This window comes from Mycobacterium hippophais (genome assembly GCF_027529605.1).
GTDB lineage: Bacteria > Actinomycetota > Actinomycetes > Mycobacteriales > Mycobacteriaceae > Mycobacterium > Mycobacterium arseniciresistens.
Genome location: NZ_JAPZPY010000007.1, coordinates 119,999 through 134,844 on the forward strand (window position 1 = coordinate 119,999; position 14,846 = coordinate 134,844).

Sequence of the window (14,846 nt, forward strand, 5' to 3'; positions counted from 1 at the left end):
GCGAGGAGTGCGGCGCCGCGCAGCGACGCCCTTCGGGTCCGCGTCACGCGTGGTCGGGGAACCGGACGCGGATGGCGTCCAGTTCGCTGCGTATCCGCCGCAGATCAGAGTCCAGTTCGCCCGAGGTGGACCCCATCGGGCGGTACGAGAACAGGTTTGCGAGGCGCTCACCCAATTTTAGTATCCAGTTCGAAGCCATACGTCGATTCTGGCCTTGGCTGGCTTGCGGTCCAATAGCCAGTTGGCTCATACTGGCTGCAAATGAGCATCGACACGATGGCCCGCGCGCTCGACGAGGATCTACTGGCCCGCGATCTGGGCAACTGGCGGACGTCGAGCAGGAGTGGCCCGGCGTACCAGGGCCTGGCCGACGGCATCCGGATGCTCATCATCGACGGCCGGCTGCCGGTCGGCGCCCGGCTGCCGAGCGAGCGGGCGCTGGCCGACGCACTGCGGGTGTCGCGCACCACCGTCACCGCCGCCTACGCGCAGCTGCGCGACGACGGCTACCTGGTGGCCCGCCGCGGCGCCCGCAGCACCACCGCGCTCCCGGTCACGGCCACGGCGTCCACCACGGTCGAGGCGTTCACGACACCCGGGATCTCGGTCAACCTCGCCAACGCCGCCCTTGCGGCTCCCGCGACGGCGGTGCTCGACGCCTTCACCACCGCGACCCGGCAGATCACGCCCTATCTGCAGGACATCGGCATCGAACTGACCGGTGTGCTGCCGTTGCGCGAGGCGATCGCCGAACGCTACTGCGCCCGGGGGCTGCCCACCGAGCCGGACGAGATCATGGTCACGACCGGAACGCTGCACGCGTTCGGGCTGATCCTGGCGACCTACACCCAGCCGGGCGACCGGGTGCTGGTCGATCAGCCGACGTACCACGGCGCCATCGCGGCCATCACCACCGCGGGCGGTCGCCCGGTGCCGGTGCCGCTCACCGAGGACGGCTGGGATCTCGGCGCGATGAACGCCGCGATCCGGCAGCTGGCGCCGAACCTGGCGTATCTGGTGCCCGACAACCACAACCCGACCGGGCTCACCATGCCGGCCGCCCATCGCCGGGAACTGGCCGACCTGATCGCCGACACCCGTACCCGCACCATCATCGACGAGACGATGACCGAGGTGTGGATCGACGAGCCCGTCCCCGCACCCGTCGCGAGCTTCCTGAATCGGCGGCGCGACCTGGTGATGACCCTCGGTTCGATGTCCAAGTCGTTCTGGGGCGGCCTGCGCATCGGCTGGATCCGCGCCGAGCGCAGCACCCTGGCCACCGTCGCGGCGCTGCGGCCGTCGATCGACATGGGCACGCCGATTTTTGAGCAGCTGGCCGCCGCGGACCTGCTGCGGGTGGCCGAGGACGTGCTGCCGGAGCGGCGTGAGCTGCTGCGCACCCGGCGGGCGCTGATGTTGTCGCTGCTCGAAGAGCACCTGCCCGACTGGCGGCCGTGCCCGGGCGGTGGCGGCCTTGCGCTGTGGGTGCGGCTGCCCGCCCCGATGAGTTCGGCGCTGTCGGCGGCAGCGTCGCGGATGGGGCTCGACGTGCCGCCGGGACCGCGGTTCGGTGTGGACGGGACCCTCGAGCGGTTCGTCCGGATTCCGTACACCCTGCCGCCGGATCAGATGGCCGACGCGGTGCGGCTGCTCGCGCGGGCCTGGCGCAGCGTCACCGGCTCCACCGGACCGGAACCCCAGGCCCTGGTCGTCTAGTCGTCGAGGATCTCCACGCGGCGGACCATGCCGTCGACCGCGTCGGCGGCCTCGATCTCGCCGCGGGTGACACCCAGGATGAACAGCACGGTGTCCAGGTACGGATGGCTCAGCGACGCGTCGGCGACCTCACGCAGCGCGGGTTTGGCGTTGAACGCCACGCCGAGCCCGGCCGCCGCGAGCATGTCGATGTCGTTGGCGCCGTCGCCGACGGCCACCGTCTGCTCCATCGGGACCCCGGCCTGCTGCGCGAAATCCCGCAGCGCCCTTGCCTTTCCGGGCCGGTCGACCACCTGCCCGACGACCCGGCCGGTCAACTTGCCGTCGACGATCTCCAGCTCGTTGGCCGCGACGTAGTCGAGCATCAGTTCGTGGGCCAGCGGTTCGATCACCTGGCGGAACCCGCCCGACACCACGCCGCAGTGGTAGCCCAGCCGGCGCAGTGTCCGGATCGTGGTGCGGGCGCCCGGCGTGAGCTCCAGCTGTTCGGCGACCTCGTCGAGCACCTCGGCGGGCAGCCCGGCCAGCGTGGCCACCCGGCGGTGCAGCGACTCCGCGAAGTCGAGTTCGCCACGCATGGCCGCCTCGGTGACCTCGGCGACGGCGGCCAGCGCGCCGGCCCGGTCGGCGAGCATCTCGATGACCTCACCCTGGATCAGCGTCGAGTCCACGTCGAACACGATCAGCCGCTTGGCACGCCGCGAGATGCTGTAGTCCTCCAGCGCGAGATCGACCTGTTCGTCGGCGGACACCCGCGCGAGCGCCGACTGCACGTGCTTGGCGAGCACCGTGGTCGGCACCGACACCCCGAGCTCCAACCCGGTGACCGGATAGTCCGAGATGCCGCGGATGAAGTCGATGTTCACTCCGAGGAACGCCAGCTCGCGAGCCAGCGCATTGAACGCACCGGCGGTGAACGGCCGCCCGAGGGCGACGATGGTGTGCGTCGACAGGTGCCGCATCACCGGCGAGTTGCCGCTGGGTTCGACGGTCACCTCGAGGCCCAGCCGGTGGATCACCTCGGTCACCTCGGCGCTCAGCGCATCGCCATCGGCGACGGCCGGGGGCGCCGACAGCAGCACACCGAGGGTGAGCCGGCCCCGGATGACCACCTGTTCGACGTTGAGCAGTTCGACGTTGTGCCGCGAGAGCACCTCGAACAACGCCGACGTGACGCCCGGCTGATCCACCCCGGTGACGGTGATCAGCACCGACACCTTGTCTGCTGCGTTCATCCCCTGATGTCGCAGCAGTCCATCAACTGGACGCGTCGATGGGCTTGGGCTCGTCCGCATGGTGGTCGCGTCCGACGTGCGCCTCGGCGCGCATCCGCTCCACCATGTGCGGATAGTGCAGCTCGAACGCCGGGCGCTCGGACCGGATCCGCGGCAGCTCGGTGAAGTTGTGCCGCGGCGGCGGGCAGCTAGTCGCCCACTCCAGCGAGTTGCCATAACCCCACGGATCGTCGACGGTCACCGGTTCGCCGTAGCGCCAGCTCTTGAAGACGTTCCAGACGAACGGCAGCGTCGAGATGCCGAGGATGAACGCACCGATGGTCGACACGATGTTGAGCGTGGTGAAGCCGTCCGACGGCAGGTAGTCGGCGTAGCGGCGCGGCATGCCCTCGTCGCCCACCCAGTGCTGCACCAGGAAGGTGGCGTGGAAGCCGATGAAGGTGAGCCAGAAGTGCAGCTTGCCCAGCCGTTCGTCGAGCAGCCTGCCGGTCATCTTCGGGAACCAGAAGTAGATGCCGGCGTACGTGGCGAACACGATGGTGCCGAACAGCACGTAGTGGAAGTGCGCGATGACGAAGTAGCTGTCGGTGACGTGGAAGTCGATGGGCGGGCTGGCCAGCAGCACACCGGACAGGCCACCGAGCAAGAAGGTCACCAGGAAGCCGACCGAGAACAACATCGGTGTCTCGAACGTCAACTGGCCTTTCCACATCGTGCCTATCCAGTTGAAGAACTTGATACCGGTGGGCACGGCTATGAGGAAGGTCATGAACGAGAAGAACGGCAGCAGCACTGCGCCGGTGGCGTACATGTGGTGCGCCCACACCGCTACCGACAGCGCGGCGATGGCCAGCGTCGCGTAGATCAGGGTGGTGTAGCCGAAGATCGGCTTGCGCGAGAACACCGGGAAGATCTCGGTCACGATCCCGAAGAAGGGCAGGGCGATGATGTACACCTCGGGATGGCCGAAGAACCAGAAGAGGTGTTGCCAGAGCAGCACGCCGCCGTTGGCCGGGTCGTAGACGTGGGCGCCGAGGTGGCGGTCGGCGGCGAGGCCGAACAGCGCCGCGGTCAGCAGCGGGAAGGCCAGCAGCACCAGGATCGACGTCACCAGGATGTTCCAGGTGAAGATCGGCATCCGGAACATGGTCATGCCGGGCGCGCGCATGCAGACCACCGTGGTGATCATGTTGACGCCACCGAGGATGGTGCCCAGACCGCCGACGGCCAGGCCCATGATCCACAGGTCGCCGCCGGCGCCCGGTGAGTGGATGGCGTCGGTCAGCGGCGAGTAGGCGGTCCAGCCGAAGTCGGCCGCGCCGCCGGGGGTGATGAAGCCGGCGATCGCGATCAGCGCGCCGAACAGGAAGAGCCAGAACGAGAAGGCGTTGAGCCGCGGGAACGCCACGTCGGGCGCGCCGATCTGCAGCGGAAGCACCAGGTTGGCGAAGCCGAACACGATGGGCGTGGCGTAGAACAGCAGCATCACCGTGCCGTGCATGGTGAACAGCTGGTTGTACTGCTCGTTGGACAGGAACTGCAGGCCCGGCACCGCGAGTTCGGTGCGCATGAACAGCGCCATCAACCCGCCGATGAAGAAGAACACGAAGCAGGCGACGCAGTACATGATGCCGATCAGCTTGTGATCGGTGGTGGTGATCAGTTTGTAGATCAGGTTGCCCTTGGGGCCGAGCCGCTCCGGGAAGGGGCGCCGTGCCTCGAGTTCTCCGATTGGGGGCGCTTCGGCTACCAAGAGATCCTCCAAAGGTCCTGCGCGGGGCGGGCCCCGCGTGTTTCGTACTGAATCTTATCGCTCTGCGGGGGCCGGGTCAGCCTGGGTCCTACAAACTGTCGTAATTCGGCTCGGATCGGCGGTCCGACCGCTGGACCGGTGGTCACCGCGGTGGATGTTACCGTCGGCCACGTGCTGATCAGCGGACCGCGGATGCGGCTGTGCGCAGCGGCATCGGCCGTGGTCGTGGCGGTCGCCGTGACCTCCTGCGGATCGTCGGGCGAGCCGGCAGGCGCCCCGCCCGCGGCGTCGACCTTGGTGACCAGTACGACGAGCATCGCCGGTGCGGGTGTGCTGGGCAACGACCGCAGGCCCGACGAGTCCTGTGCGCCCGAGCCGGCGCGGGTCGACCCGGGTGCGCGTGAGCGCCCCGTCCGCCATGCCGTCGGCGAGACGCGGGTGCCTGCGGACCCGCAGCGCATCGTGGTGCTCTCCGGTGACCAGCTCGACGCGCTGTGTGCGCTCGGGCTGCAGGGCCGCATCGTCGCCGCGGCGCTGCCCGACGGTGCGGCCGACCAGCCCTCCTACCTGGGCCGCGTGGTGCACGACGTGCCGGGCGCAGGCAGCCGCAGCGATCCCGACCTCGCGGCGATCGAAGCCGCCGACCCCGACCTCGTCCTGGGCTCGCAGGCCCTGACACCACAGGCCTACCCCGCGTTGTCGGCAATCGCCCCGACCGTGTTCACCGGCCCGCCCGGCGTGGACTGGAAGGCCAATCTGCGCACGGTCGGTGCGGCCACCGGCCGATTCGACGCCGCGGGCGACCTGATCGACGGCTTCGACGACGCCGCCCGCAGGACCGGAGCCGAGAACGACGCCGCGCACTTCCAGGCCTCGGTGGCGCAGCTGACCGACACCACGCTGCGGGTCTACGGCGTGGACGACTTCGCGGGCAGCGTGCTCGCGGAGGTGGGGCTCGATCGCCCCGCCGCGCAGCGCTTCACCGACAAGCCCTACGTCGAGGTGGCCACGGCCGACTCCCCCGACTACGCCATCGCCAACGGCGACATCGTCTATCTGTCCTTCGCGTCGGCCGCCGCACGTGAGCGTGCCGCCGAGGTACTCGACAGCGACGCCTGGCGCGCTTTGTCGGCCACCCGGGACCACCGCGTGTTCACGGTCAACAACGAGATCTGGCACACCGGCCAGGGCATCGTCGCGGCGCGCGGCATCCTTGCCGACCTGCGGCAGGTCAACGCCCCGATCAACTGACCCCGCTCGCGATCAACCGCTCGAGTTCGGTTGCTGCGGAACGATTCTCGGCGTCGACGCGGTCGCGGTTGCGCCGGATGTCGGCATCGAGGGCGGCGGCCCGGTCCTGCAACGCCACCAGCTGATCGACGGTGCGGGCGCGCACCTCGCCCTCCGGGCCCGCGTCACGGAGCACCTCGAGCTGCTCGGCGATCCGGGCCTGGCCGGCGAACGCCTCGTTGCGCTCCTCGACCATCCGGTCGCGCTCGGCTTCCAGCCGGCGGGCCGCCTCCCAGTGCTCCAGCACCCCGCGCAGCTCCCGGAACGTCGACTCGTCGAGCAGCCTGCGCGACAGCCAGTCGCCGAGCTGGTCGGGCGACAGCCGGTCGTAGCCGGCGGTGATCTGCGTCCGGTAGGACTCGAGCACCGTCAGTTCCGCGTGCCCGTGCGCGGGCACGTCGATCCGGAACCGGTGGTGGGTGGCGGTCTGCTCGACGGGTGCGACCGCGCCGTCCAGCTGGTACCCGGTACGACGGCGCAGCTCGACCCAGAGCTCGACGGCGGTGTCGCCGTCGTTGTCGGCGCGCCACAGGTGCTGCTCGTCACGACGCTGCTCCTCGACCAGGCCCTCCCGGCCGAGCCGCACCTTCGTGGTCACCGTCCGGTGGCCGGTGGACTTGGCGCAGCGCACCGCGAGGTCCTTGGCGAACGTCAGCCGCAGCTGGGCACCGCGGGCGGTGTAGGGCAGCATCGCCTCTCCGGCATAACTGCCGTCGTCGTACACGACGGCGGCACCCTCCTCGAGCACCACGCCGGTGGAGTTGGTGAACACCAGCACGATGTCGGGCGCCGAGCCCGACCCGTCGCGCCAGACCCGCTCCCGGCGGGCGTCGTCGAGCCGGGTGGTCACCATCGGGACCATCGCCGACCCGCCGCGCGCCAACGTGACGGGTGCGGTCAGCCGGTACTCGAAATGCTCACCGCGGTCACCGGTTTCGGAGTAGTCGGGGTCCGCCGCAGCTGGGTCGGCATAGGCCGTCTCCCGCGCCGTCATGGCCCTCACGGGCATCGGAGCACCGCTCGGCGCGGGCGCCGAGGCCACGCGCTCCTCCTCCTCCACCACCGTCCGCCGCACCCACTTGCCGTGGTAGAGGTCGATGTCGAACGACACCGGCTGCCCGGTGGTGAGGGTCAGTGCCACGTCGGCCAGTTCCTCGTCGACGGGGTTGTGCACGATGGCCAGCCCGAGCAGCGTGACCGCCGCGCCGTCGCACACCAGCCGGTAGGACACCCGCCACACCGGTGCGGGCACGACGTAGGAGACCCGCACGTCGTCGGCGGCGCCGTCGAGGCGGACCGCCACGGTGCGCTGCTCCCCGGCCGTCGCCGCGCGGGACCGCTCCACCAGATAGCCCAGGTCGTCCCGGGACGGCTCCTCGACCAGATCGACGCCGCGGACACCGGCGAGGTCCACAAGGCGCAGTGCCCCCTCCCCCGTCCGCAGCACGAGCAGCCGCTGCGGCGCCGCGGTACCGCCATCCGTTTCGTCCACGCCGATCACCTCGCCACGGTGGACACCGTCGTCGGCGGCCACCTCGACGGTGCGCCCGCGCACGGCGTCGAGCAGGCCGGTGAGCGCCGCACCCGGCGTGAGCAGCAGCTTGCGGGCCGCCAGCAGCGCATCGGAGTCACTGGGGGTCTCGAATCCGACCCCGCCGAAGGCGGCCGTCCCGCTGACGACGCCGACCGCCAACGACTTCAGCACGTCGTTCATGTCGCCCTGCCGGAAGGACATCTCGAAGGACCCGTCGGCGGGACCGCTGTGCTCCAGGTAGGCCACGCCGTGCTTGTACATCACCAGGCGGGTGACCCGCGGTCGCTGATTCACTAGCCGATCTTAGCGAAATACGTTGGCTGACATGACTTTATCGTGAAGTGGCGAGATCGAGTAGTGTCGTCGGCGTGTTTCACGTCCTCACGCTGACCTACCAGCAGCCCCTCGACGTCATCGACAAGACCCGGCCCGCGCACCTCGCGTGGCTGGAAGAGGAGATCGCGGCGGGCCGCCTCCTGCTGGCCGGCCGGCAGGAGTCCCAGGCCGGCGGCGTCCTGGTCACCGGTGACATCGGTGTCGAGGACGCCGAGGCGGTGATTGCCGCCGACCCCTATCAGCAGGCCGGCGTGGTGTCGTATACGCGGCTGTCGTTCAACGGCGCCTTCCGCGCGCCGGGCCTGTAGGGGATATCTCACAGCCCGGCCGGGACTAATCCGTCCGCCGGCCTCCGTTGTTCCCGGTTGCACTCGAAAATCGACGAGCACGAAGAGGACTGCATGACCACCGTCTCCGCCTACGCCGCGACCTCGGCCACCGAGCCGCTGACCAGGACCACCGTCACCCGCCGCCCGGTCGGGCCGCACGACGTCGCGTTCGACATCCATTTCGCCGGCATCTGTCACTCCGACATCCACACCGTTCGCTCCGAATGGGGCCCGGCGAAGTACCCGATCGTGCCCGGCCACGAGATCGCCGGCGTGGTCACCGAGGTCGGCTCCGAGGTCACCAAGTACCAGGTGGGCGACCGGGTCGGCGTCGGCTGCTTCGTCGACTCCTGCCGCGAATGCCCCGAGTGCCGCTCCGGCAACGAGCAGTACTGCACGGGCGGCGGCATGGTCGGCACCTACAACGGTGTGGGCCGCGACGGCGAGCCGACGCAGGGCGGCTACAGCGGAGCGATCGTCGTCGACGAGAACTACGTGCTGCGCATCCCCGAGAACATCGCGCTCGACGAGGCGGCGCCGCTGCTGTGCGCGGGGATCACCACCTACTCCCCGCTGCGGCACTGGGGCGCCGGGCCGGGCACCTCGGTCGCGGTCATCGGCCTCGGCGGGCTCGGTCACCTGGCCGTCAAGCTGGCCGTCGCGATGGGCGCCGAGGTCACGGTGCTGAGCCAGTCGCTCAAGAAGATGGAGGACGGGCTGCGTCTCGGCGCGCGGGACTACCGCGCGACCAGCGACCGGAACACCTTCAAGGAGCTGGCGGGAACCTTCGACCTGATCATCAACACCGTGTCGGCGAACCTGAACCTGGCCGACTATCTCAAACTGCTGAAGCTGGACGGCACCCTCGTCGAGCTCGGCATGCCGGAGAACCCGATGGCGGTGCCTGCGGGTGCGCTGATCTTCGGGCGGCGCAGCATCTCCGGTTCGCTGATCGGCGGGATCCGCGAGACCCAGGAGATGCTCGACTTCTGCGCCGAGCACGATGTGCGCCCCGAGATCGAGGTGGTGGCGCCGGAGTACGTCAACGAGGCCTACGAGCGGGTGCTGGCGAGCGACGTCCGGTACCGGTTCGTCATCGACACCTCGTCACTGCGTTAGGACGACCGAAGGCAACGGCCGGAGCGGATGTCCGCTCCGGCCGTTGCCTTCGAAACCTCAGGCGCCCAGCGTGCGCTGGATGTCGCCCTTCATGGCGTTGAGCTGCGAACCCCAGTAGCCCCAGCCGTGCGTGCCGTTGGCCGGGAAGTTGAAGGTCGCGTTGCTGCCACCGTCCGCCGTGTAGGCCTCTTGGAACGCCCGGTTGCTGTCCTGGGTGATGCTCTCCAGCAACTGACCGGGGATGTCACCGCCGCCACCGAGGTCACCCGGCCTGCCGTTGCCGGTGTACACCCAGATCCGGGTGCCGTTGCCCGCCAGCCGACCCGCCTGCAGCGTCGGGTCGTTGCGCTGCCAGGCCGGACCGCCGCCCGGCCCCCACATGGCGGTCGCGTCGAAGCCGCCGGCGTCACGCATCGAGAAGCCCACCAGCGTCGGCCAGATGCCCTGGGACAGGTTGAGGAATCCCGAGAGCGATCCCGCGTAGGAGAACTGGCCCGGGTGGTAGGCGGCGAGGATCAGCGCCGAGCTACCCGACATCGACAGCCCGACCACGGCGTTTCCGCTGGGCGAGATGCCCTTGTTGGCCGAGAGGTAGGCGGGCAGCTCGGAGGTCAGGAACGTCTCCCACTGGTAGCTCTGCGTCCTGCCGTTGCCGACGGCCGGGCTCTGCCAGTTGGTGTAGAAGCTCGACATGCCGCCGACCGGCATGACGACCGACAGGCCCGACTGGTAGTAGTTCTCGAACGCGGCGGTCTCGATGTCCCACCCGCTGTTGTCGTCGCGGGCACGCAGCCCGTCAAGCAGGTAGACCGCCTTCGGTCCGCCACCCTGGAACTTCACCGGGATGTCGCGGCCCATCGCCGCCGACGGCACCATCAGCGTCTCGACCGGCAGGCCCGGCCTCGAGTACGCCGCCGCGGAGGCCGACCCACCGGCGACCGCGACGAGCGCCGGCAGCATGAGCGCCGCCAGCGCGCCCGCCGCGAAGCGGCGGACCGATCGGGATATTGATGTCATCTCTCACGCTCCATCTGAAGGGTGCCGCGGCGCGGCACATCGCAGGACGCGGCCCGGCTCACGAGTCACCCGGCTCGGGATGCCGCTGCTTGGCATCCGCCGCGACGAAAGCCCAACGACCGACTGTTTCGGTGTTGACATGGACTTTGTCGCCCACCGGTACCCCGCCGTTACGCCGCCAACCCTTCACGTCATCAATACGTCACCGCGATGACGGTCTCACCTGCGACGTCCTCGAACTGCTGTCCGACGCCGTACACCGAGCGCCGCTGCTGATCCTCGCCACCTGGCAGGCCGGCGGCGACCAGCGCCCGCTGCGCGCGATCGCGTCGCAGATCGCCGGTGTGGCCCGCGCCGAACTCCATGCCGAACTCGCGCGCGCCCATGCGGCGGCGTCGGCCGGCCGCACACCGCAGGCGACGGCCGACGGCGCTGCATGCCTGGCGTGCGGGTGGCGCCCTCGACCCGAACACCGCGCTCGCGCTCATCGACGGGGCGCGCCGTGATGCGTGGACGCGGTCGATGTACGCCGAAGTGGACGAACTGGACCGCCGCGCGCACTGGAGGTCTGCGCCCGGCTGCCCGCCGACCCCGGACGCACCGCACGCGAGACCGATCTGCGGAGGCAGCTGGCGTCGGTCGAAGCGGTGATGAACGGCCAGAGTTCGATGGTGCCTCGAAGCCTGTGGATCGGGGCGCTACCACGAGGCGCGCATGCTCTCCGAGGGGTTGATCGCCTACCACGAATCGGCCGGCGACGGCCTCGCCGGATCGGCCGGGCACTACATCCGGGCACTCGCGCAGTTGATGCGCGGGCAGCTCGACCCGTGCGTGGACACGCTTGAACGACTCTGGGAGCATCCGGCCGACTGGGAACGGTACGGCGCGCTGGCCTCGCTCGACGTCATCGCCTACGGCGTCGGGTGCCACGCTTATGCGCTGCGCGGTGACCTGGATGCGGCCGAGTCGGCGATCGCGCGAGGGGTGGCACTGGGCGGCGCGCGCAACGACGGTTTCGGCACAGCGGTCGTCCGGACCGCGGCGGTGCAGCTGTCCGCGATGCTCGGCGAGCTCACCGAACTCGGTGTCGAGCAGTTCATTCCGGGCGCTCAGCTCATCCGCGGCTGGGCGCTCGCGACGGGGCCGGACAGCATCGACACCACCGAGGACATGCACCACGCGATCGCCGCGCATGCCAGGGGGTGGACGACGGATCTTCTCGCCGCTGTACTACGCGCTGCTCTCCGACGTCGAGTCCACTCATCGGGGCCGGGCGCACGCAGTGGCCGCGCTCGATGCGGCGGAACGCATCTCGGCGGCCACCGGCGAGCGGGTGTGGGACGCAATGCTGTCCGCGCGCCGGCTCGCGTTGCGCGCGACGGTCTGACGCGAACTCCGCCCGTCCGGTCCCCCGCGAAAAGAAGTCGAGCGCCCCTTGACTCCGCGGCCCGTCACTGCCAGAGTCCTGATCGATCGATCAGTTTCCTGTCGCCCGCCCGAGTGCGGCGCCAACCGGAGGTGTAGAGCATGGGTGACCGCGTAGCGGGCAAGGTCGCATTCGTCACGGGAGCGGCCCGGGGCCAAGGCCGGAGCCACGCCCTGCGACTCGCACAGGAGGGCGCCGACATCATCGCGGTGGACGTCTGCGCGCCGGTCAGCAGCAACAGCGTGATCCCGCCGTCCACACCGGACGACCTGGCCGAGACCGCCGACCTGATCAAGGGGCATAACCGCCGCATCGTCACCGCCGAGGTCGACGTCCGCGACTACGACGCGCTGGCGGCCGCCGTGGACAGCGGTGTCGAACAGCTCGGGCGACTGGACATCATCGTCGCCAACGCAGGCATCGGCAACGGCGGACAGACACTGGACAAGACCAGCGAGCAGGACTGGCAGGACATGATCGACGTCAACCTGTCCGGGGTGTGGAAGACGGTCAAGGCCGGTGTGCCACACATTCTCTCGGGTGGGCGCGGCGGCTCGATCGTGCTCACAAGTTCGGTCGGCGGGCTCAAGGCCTATCCGCACACCGGCCACTACATCGCTGCGAAACACGGTGTGGTCGGCCTGATGCGGACGTTCGCGGTCGAACTGGGCGAGCATTCCATCCGGGTCAACTCCGTGCACCCGACCAACGTCAACACCCCGATGTTCATGAACGAGGGGACGATGCGCCTCTTCCGGCCCGACCTGGACGCGCCCGGACCGGACGACATGGCGGTGGTCGCCAGGATGATGCACGTGCTGCCCGTCGGATGGGTCGAACCCGAGGACATCAGCAATGCCGTGCTGTTCCTCGCCTCCGACGAGGCGCGTTACGTGACCGGCCTTCCCATGACGGTGGACGCCGGCAGCATGCTGAAGTGACCCGGGTGCGGTGTCACGGCTTCCGCGTTGACGGCATGCCGCCGTCGTACCGGGCCAGGAAGCGTTCGAGGAACGCGCGCATCTGATCGTGCCCGTCGGTGACACCGATGGCGATCTCGTTGCACAGGCTGCGTGCCATCTGCGCCACCAGCATCGAGACGACGACCGGCGGGTAGTCCTCGAGGTCCACGCCGTGGGTGCGCAGCGCGACGGTCACCGCGGCCGTCTCGATGTCGCGCACCCGCTCGGCGTAGGCCTTCAGTTCGGCGCCGATCACCTTGCGGTGATTGGCCATCGCCATGAACTCGGTGTTCAGACCGGTGCGGCGGGGATCGGAGTTGATCACCCACAGGGCCCGCAGGGGGTTGTCCTCGGTGAGCGCTTTGCGCATCTCGGCCAGGGAGATCTCGGCTCCGGCCCGCAGCACCGCCAGGAACAGGTCATCCATCGTGTCGAAGTAGTAGTAGACCAGCGCCGGCTTCACGCCGGCCACGGCGGCGACCCGCCGCGAGGTGGCCGCGGCATAGCCCTCGTCCCGCATGATTTGAGCGGTGGCCTCGATCAGGCGAAGCCGTGCGCCGGCGTCCTTCGCCTTCAGCTTTCCGGGGGCAGCCATCTCAGCAGTCTCCACGATCCGTTGTCGCATCGGGCGATTCGCCGTCGGCGGCCCGCGTCTTGACCACCGTAATCGACGCATGGTATCCATGACCAGTCACAGAATTTGATCGATCGATCAGTTTTTGGAGGGCGTCGCCGGTGTCTGCGTCAGCTCGACGTGTCCACGTCGATACACATCTGTGTGGCGCGATCAGCGTTGTACCCGAGCAGCATTCATCGAACGACCGGACCGGAAGGACGGCGACGGCATGACCGATCTGGCTTCAGTGGACTACTTCACCGACGCGGCGACCGCCCAGGATCCCTACGGTTATCTCGAGTGGCTCCGCAGCCATGGCCCGGTGTACCGCGAACCACACCACGGCGTGGTGGCCGTGACGGGCTATGCGGAGGTCATGGCGGCGTTCAAGGACTTCGATTCCTTCTCCGCGGTCAATGCGATCGGCGGCCCGTTCCCTCCGCTGCCGTTCGAACCCGAGGGTGACGACATCACCGAACAGATCGAGGCACACCGGCACGAGTTCCCGATCTTCGAACACATGGTGGTCATGGATCCGCCCGCGCACGAACGGGCCCGGTCGCTGCTGAGCAGGCTGCTGACACCGCGACGGCTCCAGGAGAACGAGGAGTTCATGTGGCGGCTGGTCGACGACCAGCTCGACGAGTTCATCGCCAACGGCAGATGCGAGTTCCTCTCCGAGTACGCCCGCCCCTTCGCGACGCTCGCGATCACCGACCTGCTGGGCGTGCCGGCCGAGGACCGCGCCGAGTTCCGTCGCGCCCTGGGCGCCGAGAAGCCGGCAGGTAACCGGGTGGGCGCGCTCGACGGTGAACCGGTGGGCTTGAATCCGCTGGAGTACCTCGACGACAAGTTCTGCGGGTACATCTCCGAGCGCCGGCGCGAGCCCCGCGAGGACGTGCTGAGCGGCATGGCGTGTGCGACGTATCCCGACGGTTCGGTGCCTGAAGTGCTCGAGGTCGCCAAGCCGGCCACCTTCCTGTTCGCGGCCGGCCAGGAAACCGTCACCAAGTTGTTGAGCGCGGCCGTGCAGACTCTCGGGGACCGCCCGGAGTTCCAGGAGATCCTGCGCGAACGCCGGGAGTTGATACCGGCGTTCATCGAGGAGTCCCTCCGGCTCGAGAGCCCGACCAAGGTCGACTTCCGGCTCGCCCGCAAGACGACGACGCTGGCGGGGGTGCACATCCCGGCCGGCACTGTGCTGATGCTCTGCCTCGGCGCGGCGAACCGGGACCCGCGAAAGTTCGACGAGCCGAACGAGTTCCGGCTGGATCGCAAGAACGTCCGCGAACACATCGCGTTCGGCCGGGGAATCCACACCTGCGCAGGCGCTCCCCTGGCCCGCGTCGAGGGACGCATCACCGTGCACCGGCTCCTCGACCGGATGCGGGACATCACCATCAGCGAATCCGATCACGGTCCCGCCGGCAGCCGTCGCTACGGCTACGAGCCGACGTTCCTGCTCCGCGGGCTGACCGAACTGCACATCGAGTTCACCCAGGCGGGGTGA

The 14,846-nt window shown here is 69.3% G+C and carries 14 protein-coding genes; 7 read left to right on the forward strand and 7 right to left on the reverse strand.

The window, feature by feature from the left end:
• Positions 1–43: 43 nt before the first annotated feature.
• Positions 44–199 carry a hypothetical protein gene (locus O6P37_RS16480; RefSeq protein WP_269895090.1) on the reverse strand — a complete coding sequence of 52 codons (156 nt, stop codon included), beginning with the start codon at positions 197–199 and terminating at the stop codon, positions 44–46.
• Positions 200–261: 62 nt separating this feature from the next.
• On the opposite strand from O6P37_RS16480, the gene yczR reads away from it, so the two are divergent.
• On the forward strand, positions 262–1,719 hold the full coding sequence (gene yczR / locus O6P37_RS16485) for a MocR-like transcription factor YczR (protein WP_269895091.1): 1,458 nt from the start codon (positions 262–264) through the stop codon (positions 1,717–1,719).
• Here the strand turns inward: yczR and serB are convergent.
• Positions 1,716–2,954, reverse strand: coding sequence for a phosphoserine phosphatase SerB (gene serB, locus O6P37_RS16490; RefSeq protein WP_269895092.1), 1,239 nt, complete (start codon positions 2,952–2,954; stop codon positions 1,716–1,718). The two genes, yczR and serB, sit on opposite strands and share 4 nt — an antisense overlap.
• A gap of 22 nt (positions 2,955–2,976) precedes the next feature.
• On the reverse strand, positions 2,977–4,707 hold the full coding sequence (gene ctaD, locus O6P37_RS16495; RefSeq protein ID WP_264011993.1) for an aa3-type cytochrome oxidase subunit I: 1,731 nt from the start codon (positions 4,705–4,707) through the stop codon (positions 2,977–2,979).
• A 171-nt stretch (positions 4,708–4,878) separates the two neighbouring features.
• Here ctaD and O6P37_RS16500 point away from each other — a divergent pair, with 171 nt between their 5' ends.
• A complete protein-coding gene (locus O6P37_RS16500; protein WP_269895093.1) occupies positions 4,879–5,958 on the forward strand; it encodes an ABC transporter substrate-binding protein in 1,080 nt (359 codons plus the stop codon).
• Here the strand turns inward: O6P37_RS16500 and O6P37_RS16505 are convergent.
• Entirely contained in the window at positions 5,951–7,825 is a 1,875-nt protein-coding gene (locus tag O6P37_RS16505; RefSeq protein ID WP_269895094.1) for a hypothetical protein, read from the reverse strand. The genes O6P37_RS16500 and O6P37_RS16505 overlap by 8 nt on opposite strands.
• A gap of 74 nt (positions 7,826–7,899) precedes the next feature.
• Between O6P37_RS16505 and O6P37_RS16510 the strand changes: the two genes are divergently transcribed.
• Both O6P37_RS16510 and O6P37_RS16515 read left to right on the forward strand, forming a co-directional pair.
• On the forward strand, positions 7,900–8,175 hold the full coding sequence (locus tag O6P37_RS16510; protein WP_269895095.1) for a YciI family protein: 276 nt from the start codon (positions 7,900–7,902) through the stop codon (positions 8,173–8,175).
• A 93-nt stretch (positions 8,176–8,268) separates the two neighbouring features.
• Positions 8,269–9,315 carry an NAD(P)-dependent alcohol dehydrogenase gene (locus tag O6P37_RS16515; protein ID WP_269895096.1) on the forward strand — a complete coding sequence of 349 codons (1,047 nt, stop codon included), beginning with the start codon at positions 8,269–8,271 and terminating at the stop codon, positions 9,313–9,315.
• 57 nt (positions 9,316–9,372) lie between these two features.
• Here O6P37_RS16515 and O6P37_RS16520 read toward each other — a convergent pair whose 3' ends face one another.
• Together O6P37_RS16520 and O6P37_RS16525 are read right to left on the reverse strand one after the other, a co-directional pair.
• The gene (locus O6P37_RS16520; protein WP_269895097.1) at positions 9,373–10,332 is read right to left on the reverse strand and encodes an alpha/beta hydrolase; all 960 of its coding nucleotides are present in this window, start codon (positions 10,330–10,332) and stop codon (positions 9,373–9,375) included.
• A 194-nt stretch (positions 10,333–10,526) separates the two neighbouring features.
• On the reverse strand, positions 10,527–10,718 hold the full coding sequence (locus tag O6P37_RS16525; protein WP_269895098.1) for a hypothetical protein: 192 nt from the start codon (positions 10,716–10,718) through the stop codon (positions 10,527–10,529).
• Positions 10,719–11,046: 328 nt separating this feature from the next.
• Here O6P37_RS16525 and O6P37_RS16530 point away from each other — a divergent pair, with 328 nt between their 5' ends.
• Positions 11,047–11,856, forward strand: a complete 810-nt coding sequence (locus O6P37_RS16530) for a hypothetical protein (RefSeq protein ID WP_269895099.1) — start codon at positions 11,047–11,049, stop codon at positions 11,854–11,856.
• A 3-nt stretch (positions 11,857–11,859) separates the two neighbouring features.
• The gene (locus O6P37_RS16535) at positions 11,860–12,699 is read left to right on the forward strand and encodes a mycofactocin-coupled SDR family oxidoreductase (RefSeq protein ID WP_269895100.1); all 840 of its coding nucleotides are present in this window, start codon (positions 11,860–11,862) and stop codon (positions 12,697–12,699) included.
• Between the two features lie 13 nt (positions 12,700–12,712).
• On the opposite strand, the gene O6P37_RS16540 is transcribed toward O6P37_RS16535, so the two are convergent.
• A complete protein-coding gene (locus O6P37_RS16540) occupies positions 12,713–13,315 on the reverse strand; it encodes a TetR/AcrR family transcriptional regulator (protein ID WP_269895101.1) in 603 nt (200 codons plus the stop codon).
• Positions 13,316–13,565: 250 nt separating this feature from the next.
• On the opposite strand from O6P37_RS16540, the gene O6P37_RS16545 reads away from it, so the two are divergent.
• On the forward strand, positions 13,566–14,846 hold the full coding sequence (locus O6P37_RS16545) for a cytochrome P450 (RefSeq protein ID WP_269895102.1): 1,281 nt from the start codon (positions 13,566–13,568) through the stop codon (positions 14,844–14,846).

Coding starts and splice junctions, on each gene's coding strand:
- O6P37_RS16520 (WP_269895097.1), bottom strand. CDS start 10,332: ATGACATCAATATCCCGATCGGTCCGCCGCTTCGCGGCGGGCGCGCTG.
- O6P37_RS16540 (WP_269895101.1), bottom strand. CDS start 13,315: ATGGCTGCCCCCGGAAAGCTGAAGGCGAAGGACGCCGGCGCACGGCTT.
- yczR (WP_269895091.1), top strand. CDS start 262: ATGAGCATCGACACGATGGCCCGCGCGCTCGACGAGGATCTACTGGCC.
- O6P37_RS16530 (WP_269895099.1), top strand. CDS start 11,047: ATGCTCTCCGAGGGGTTGATCGCCTACCACGAATCGGCCGGCGACGGC.
- O6P37_RS16525 (WP_269895098.1), bottom strand. CDS start 10,718: ATGGGCGCGCGCGAGTTCGGCATGGAGTTCGGCGCGGGCCACACCGGC.
- O6P37_RS16545 (WP_269895102.1), top strand. CDS start 13,566: ATGACCGATCTGGCTTCAGTGGACTACTTCACCGACGCGGCGACCGCC.
- O6P37_RS16480 (WP_269895090.1), bottom strand. CDS start 199: ATGGCTTCGAACTGGATACTAAAATTGGGTGAGCGCCTCGCAAACCTG.
- O6P37_RS16535 (WP_269895100.1), top strand. CDS start 11,860: ATGGGTGACCGCGTAGCGGGCAAGGTCGCATTCGTCACGGGAGCGGCC.
- serB (WP_269895092.1), bottom strand. CDS start 2,954: ATGAACGCAGCAGACAAGGTGTCGGTGCTGATCACCGTCACCGGGGTG.
- O6P37_RS16515 (WP_269895096.1), top strand. CDS start 8,269: ATGACCACCGTCTCCGCCTACGCCGCGACCTCGGCCACCGAGCCGCTG.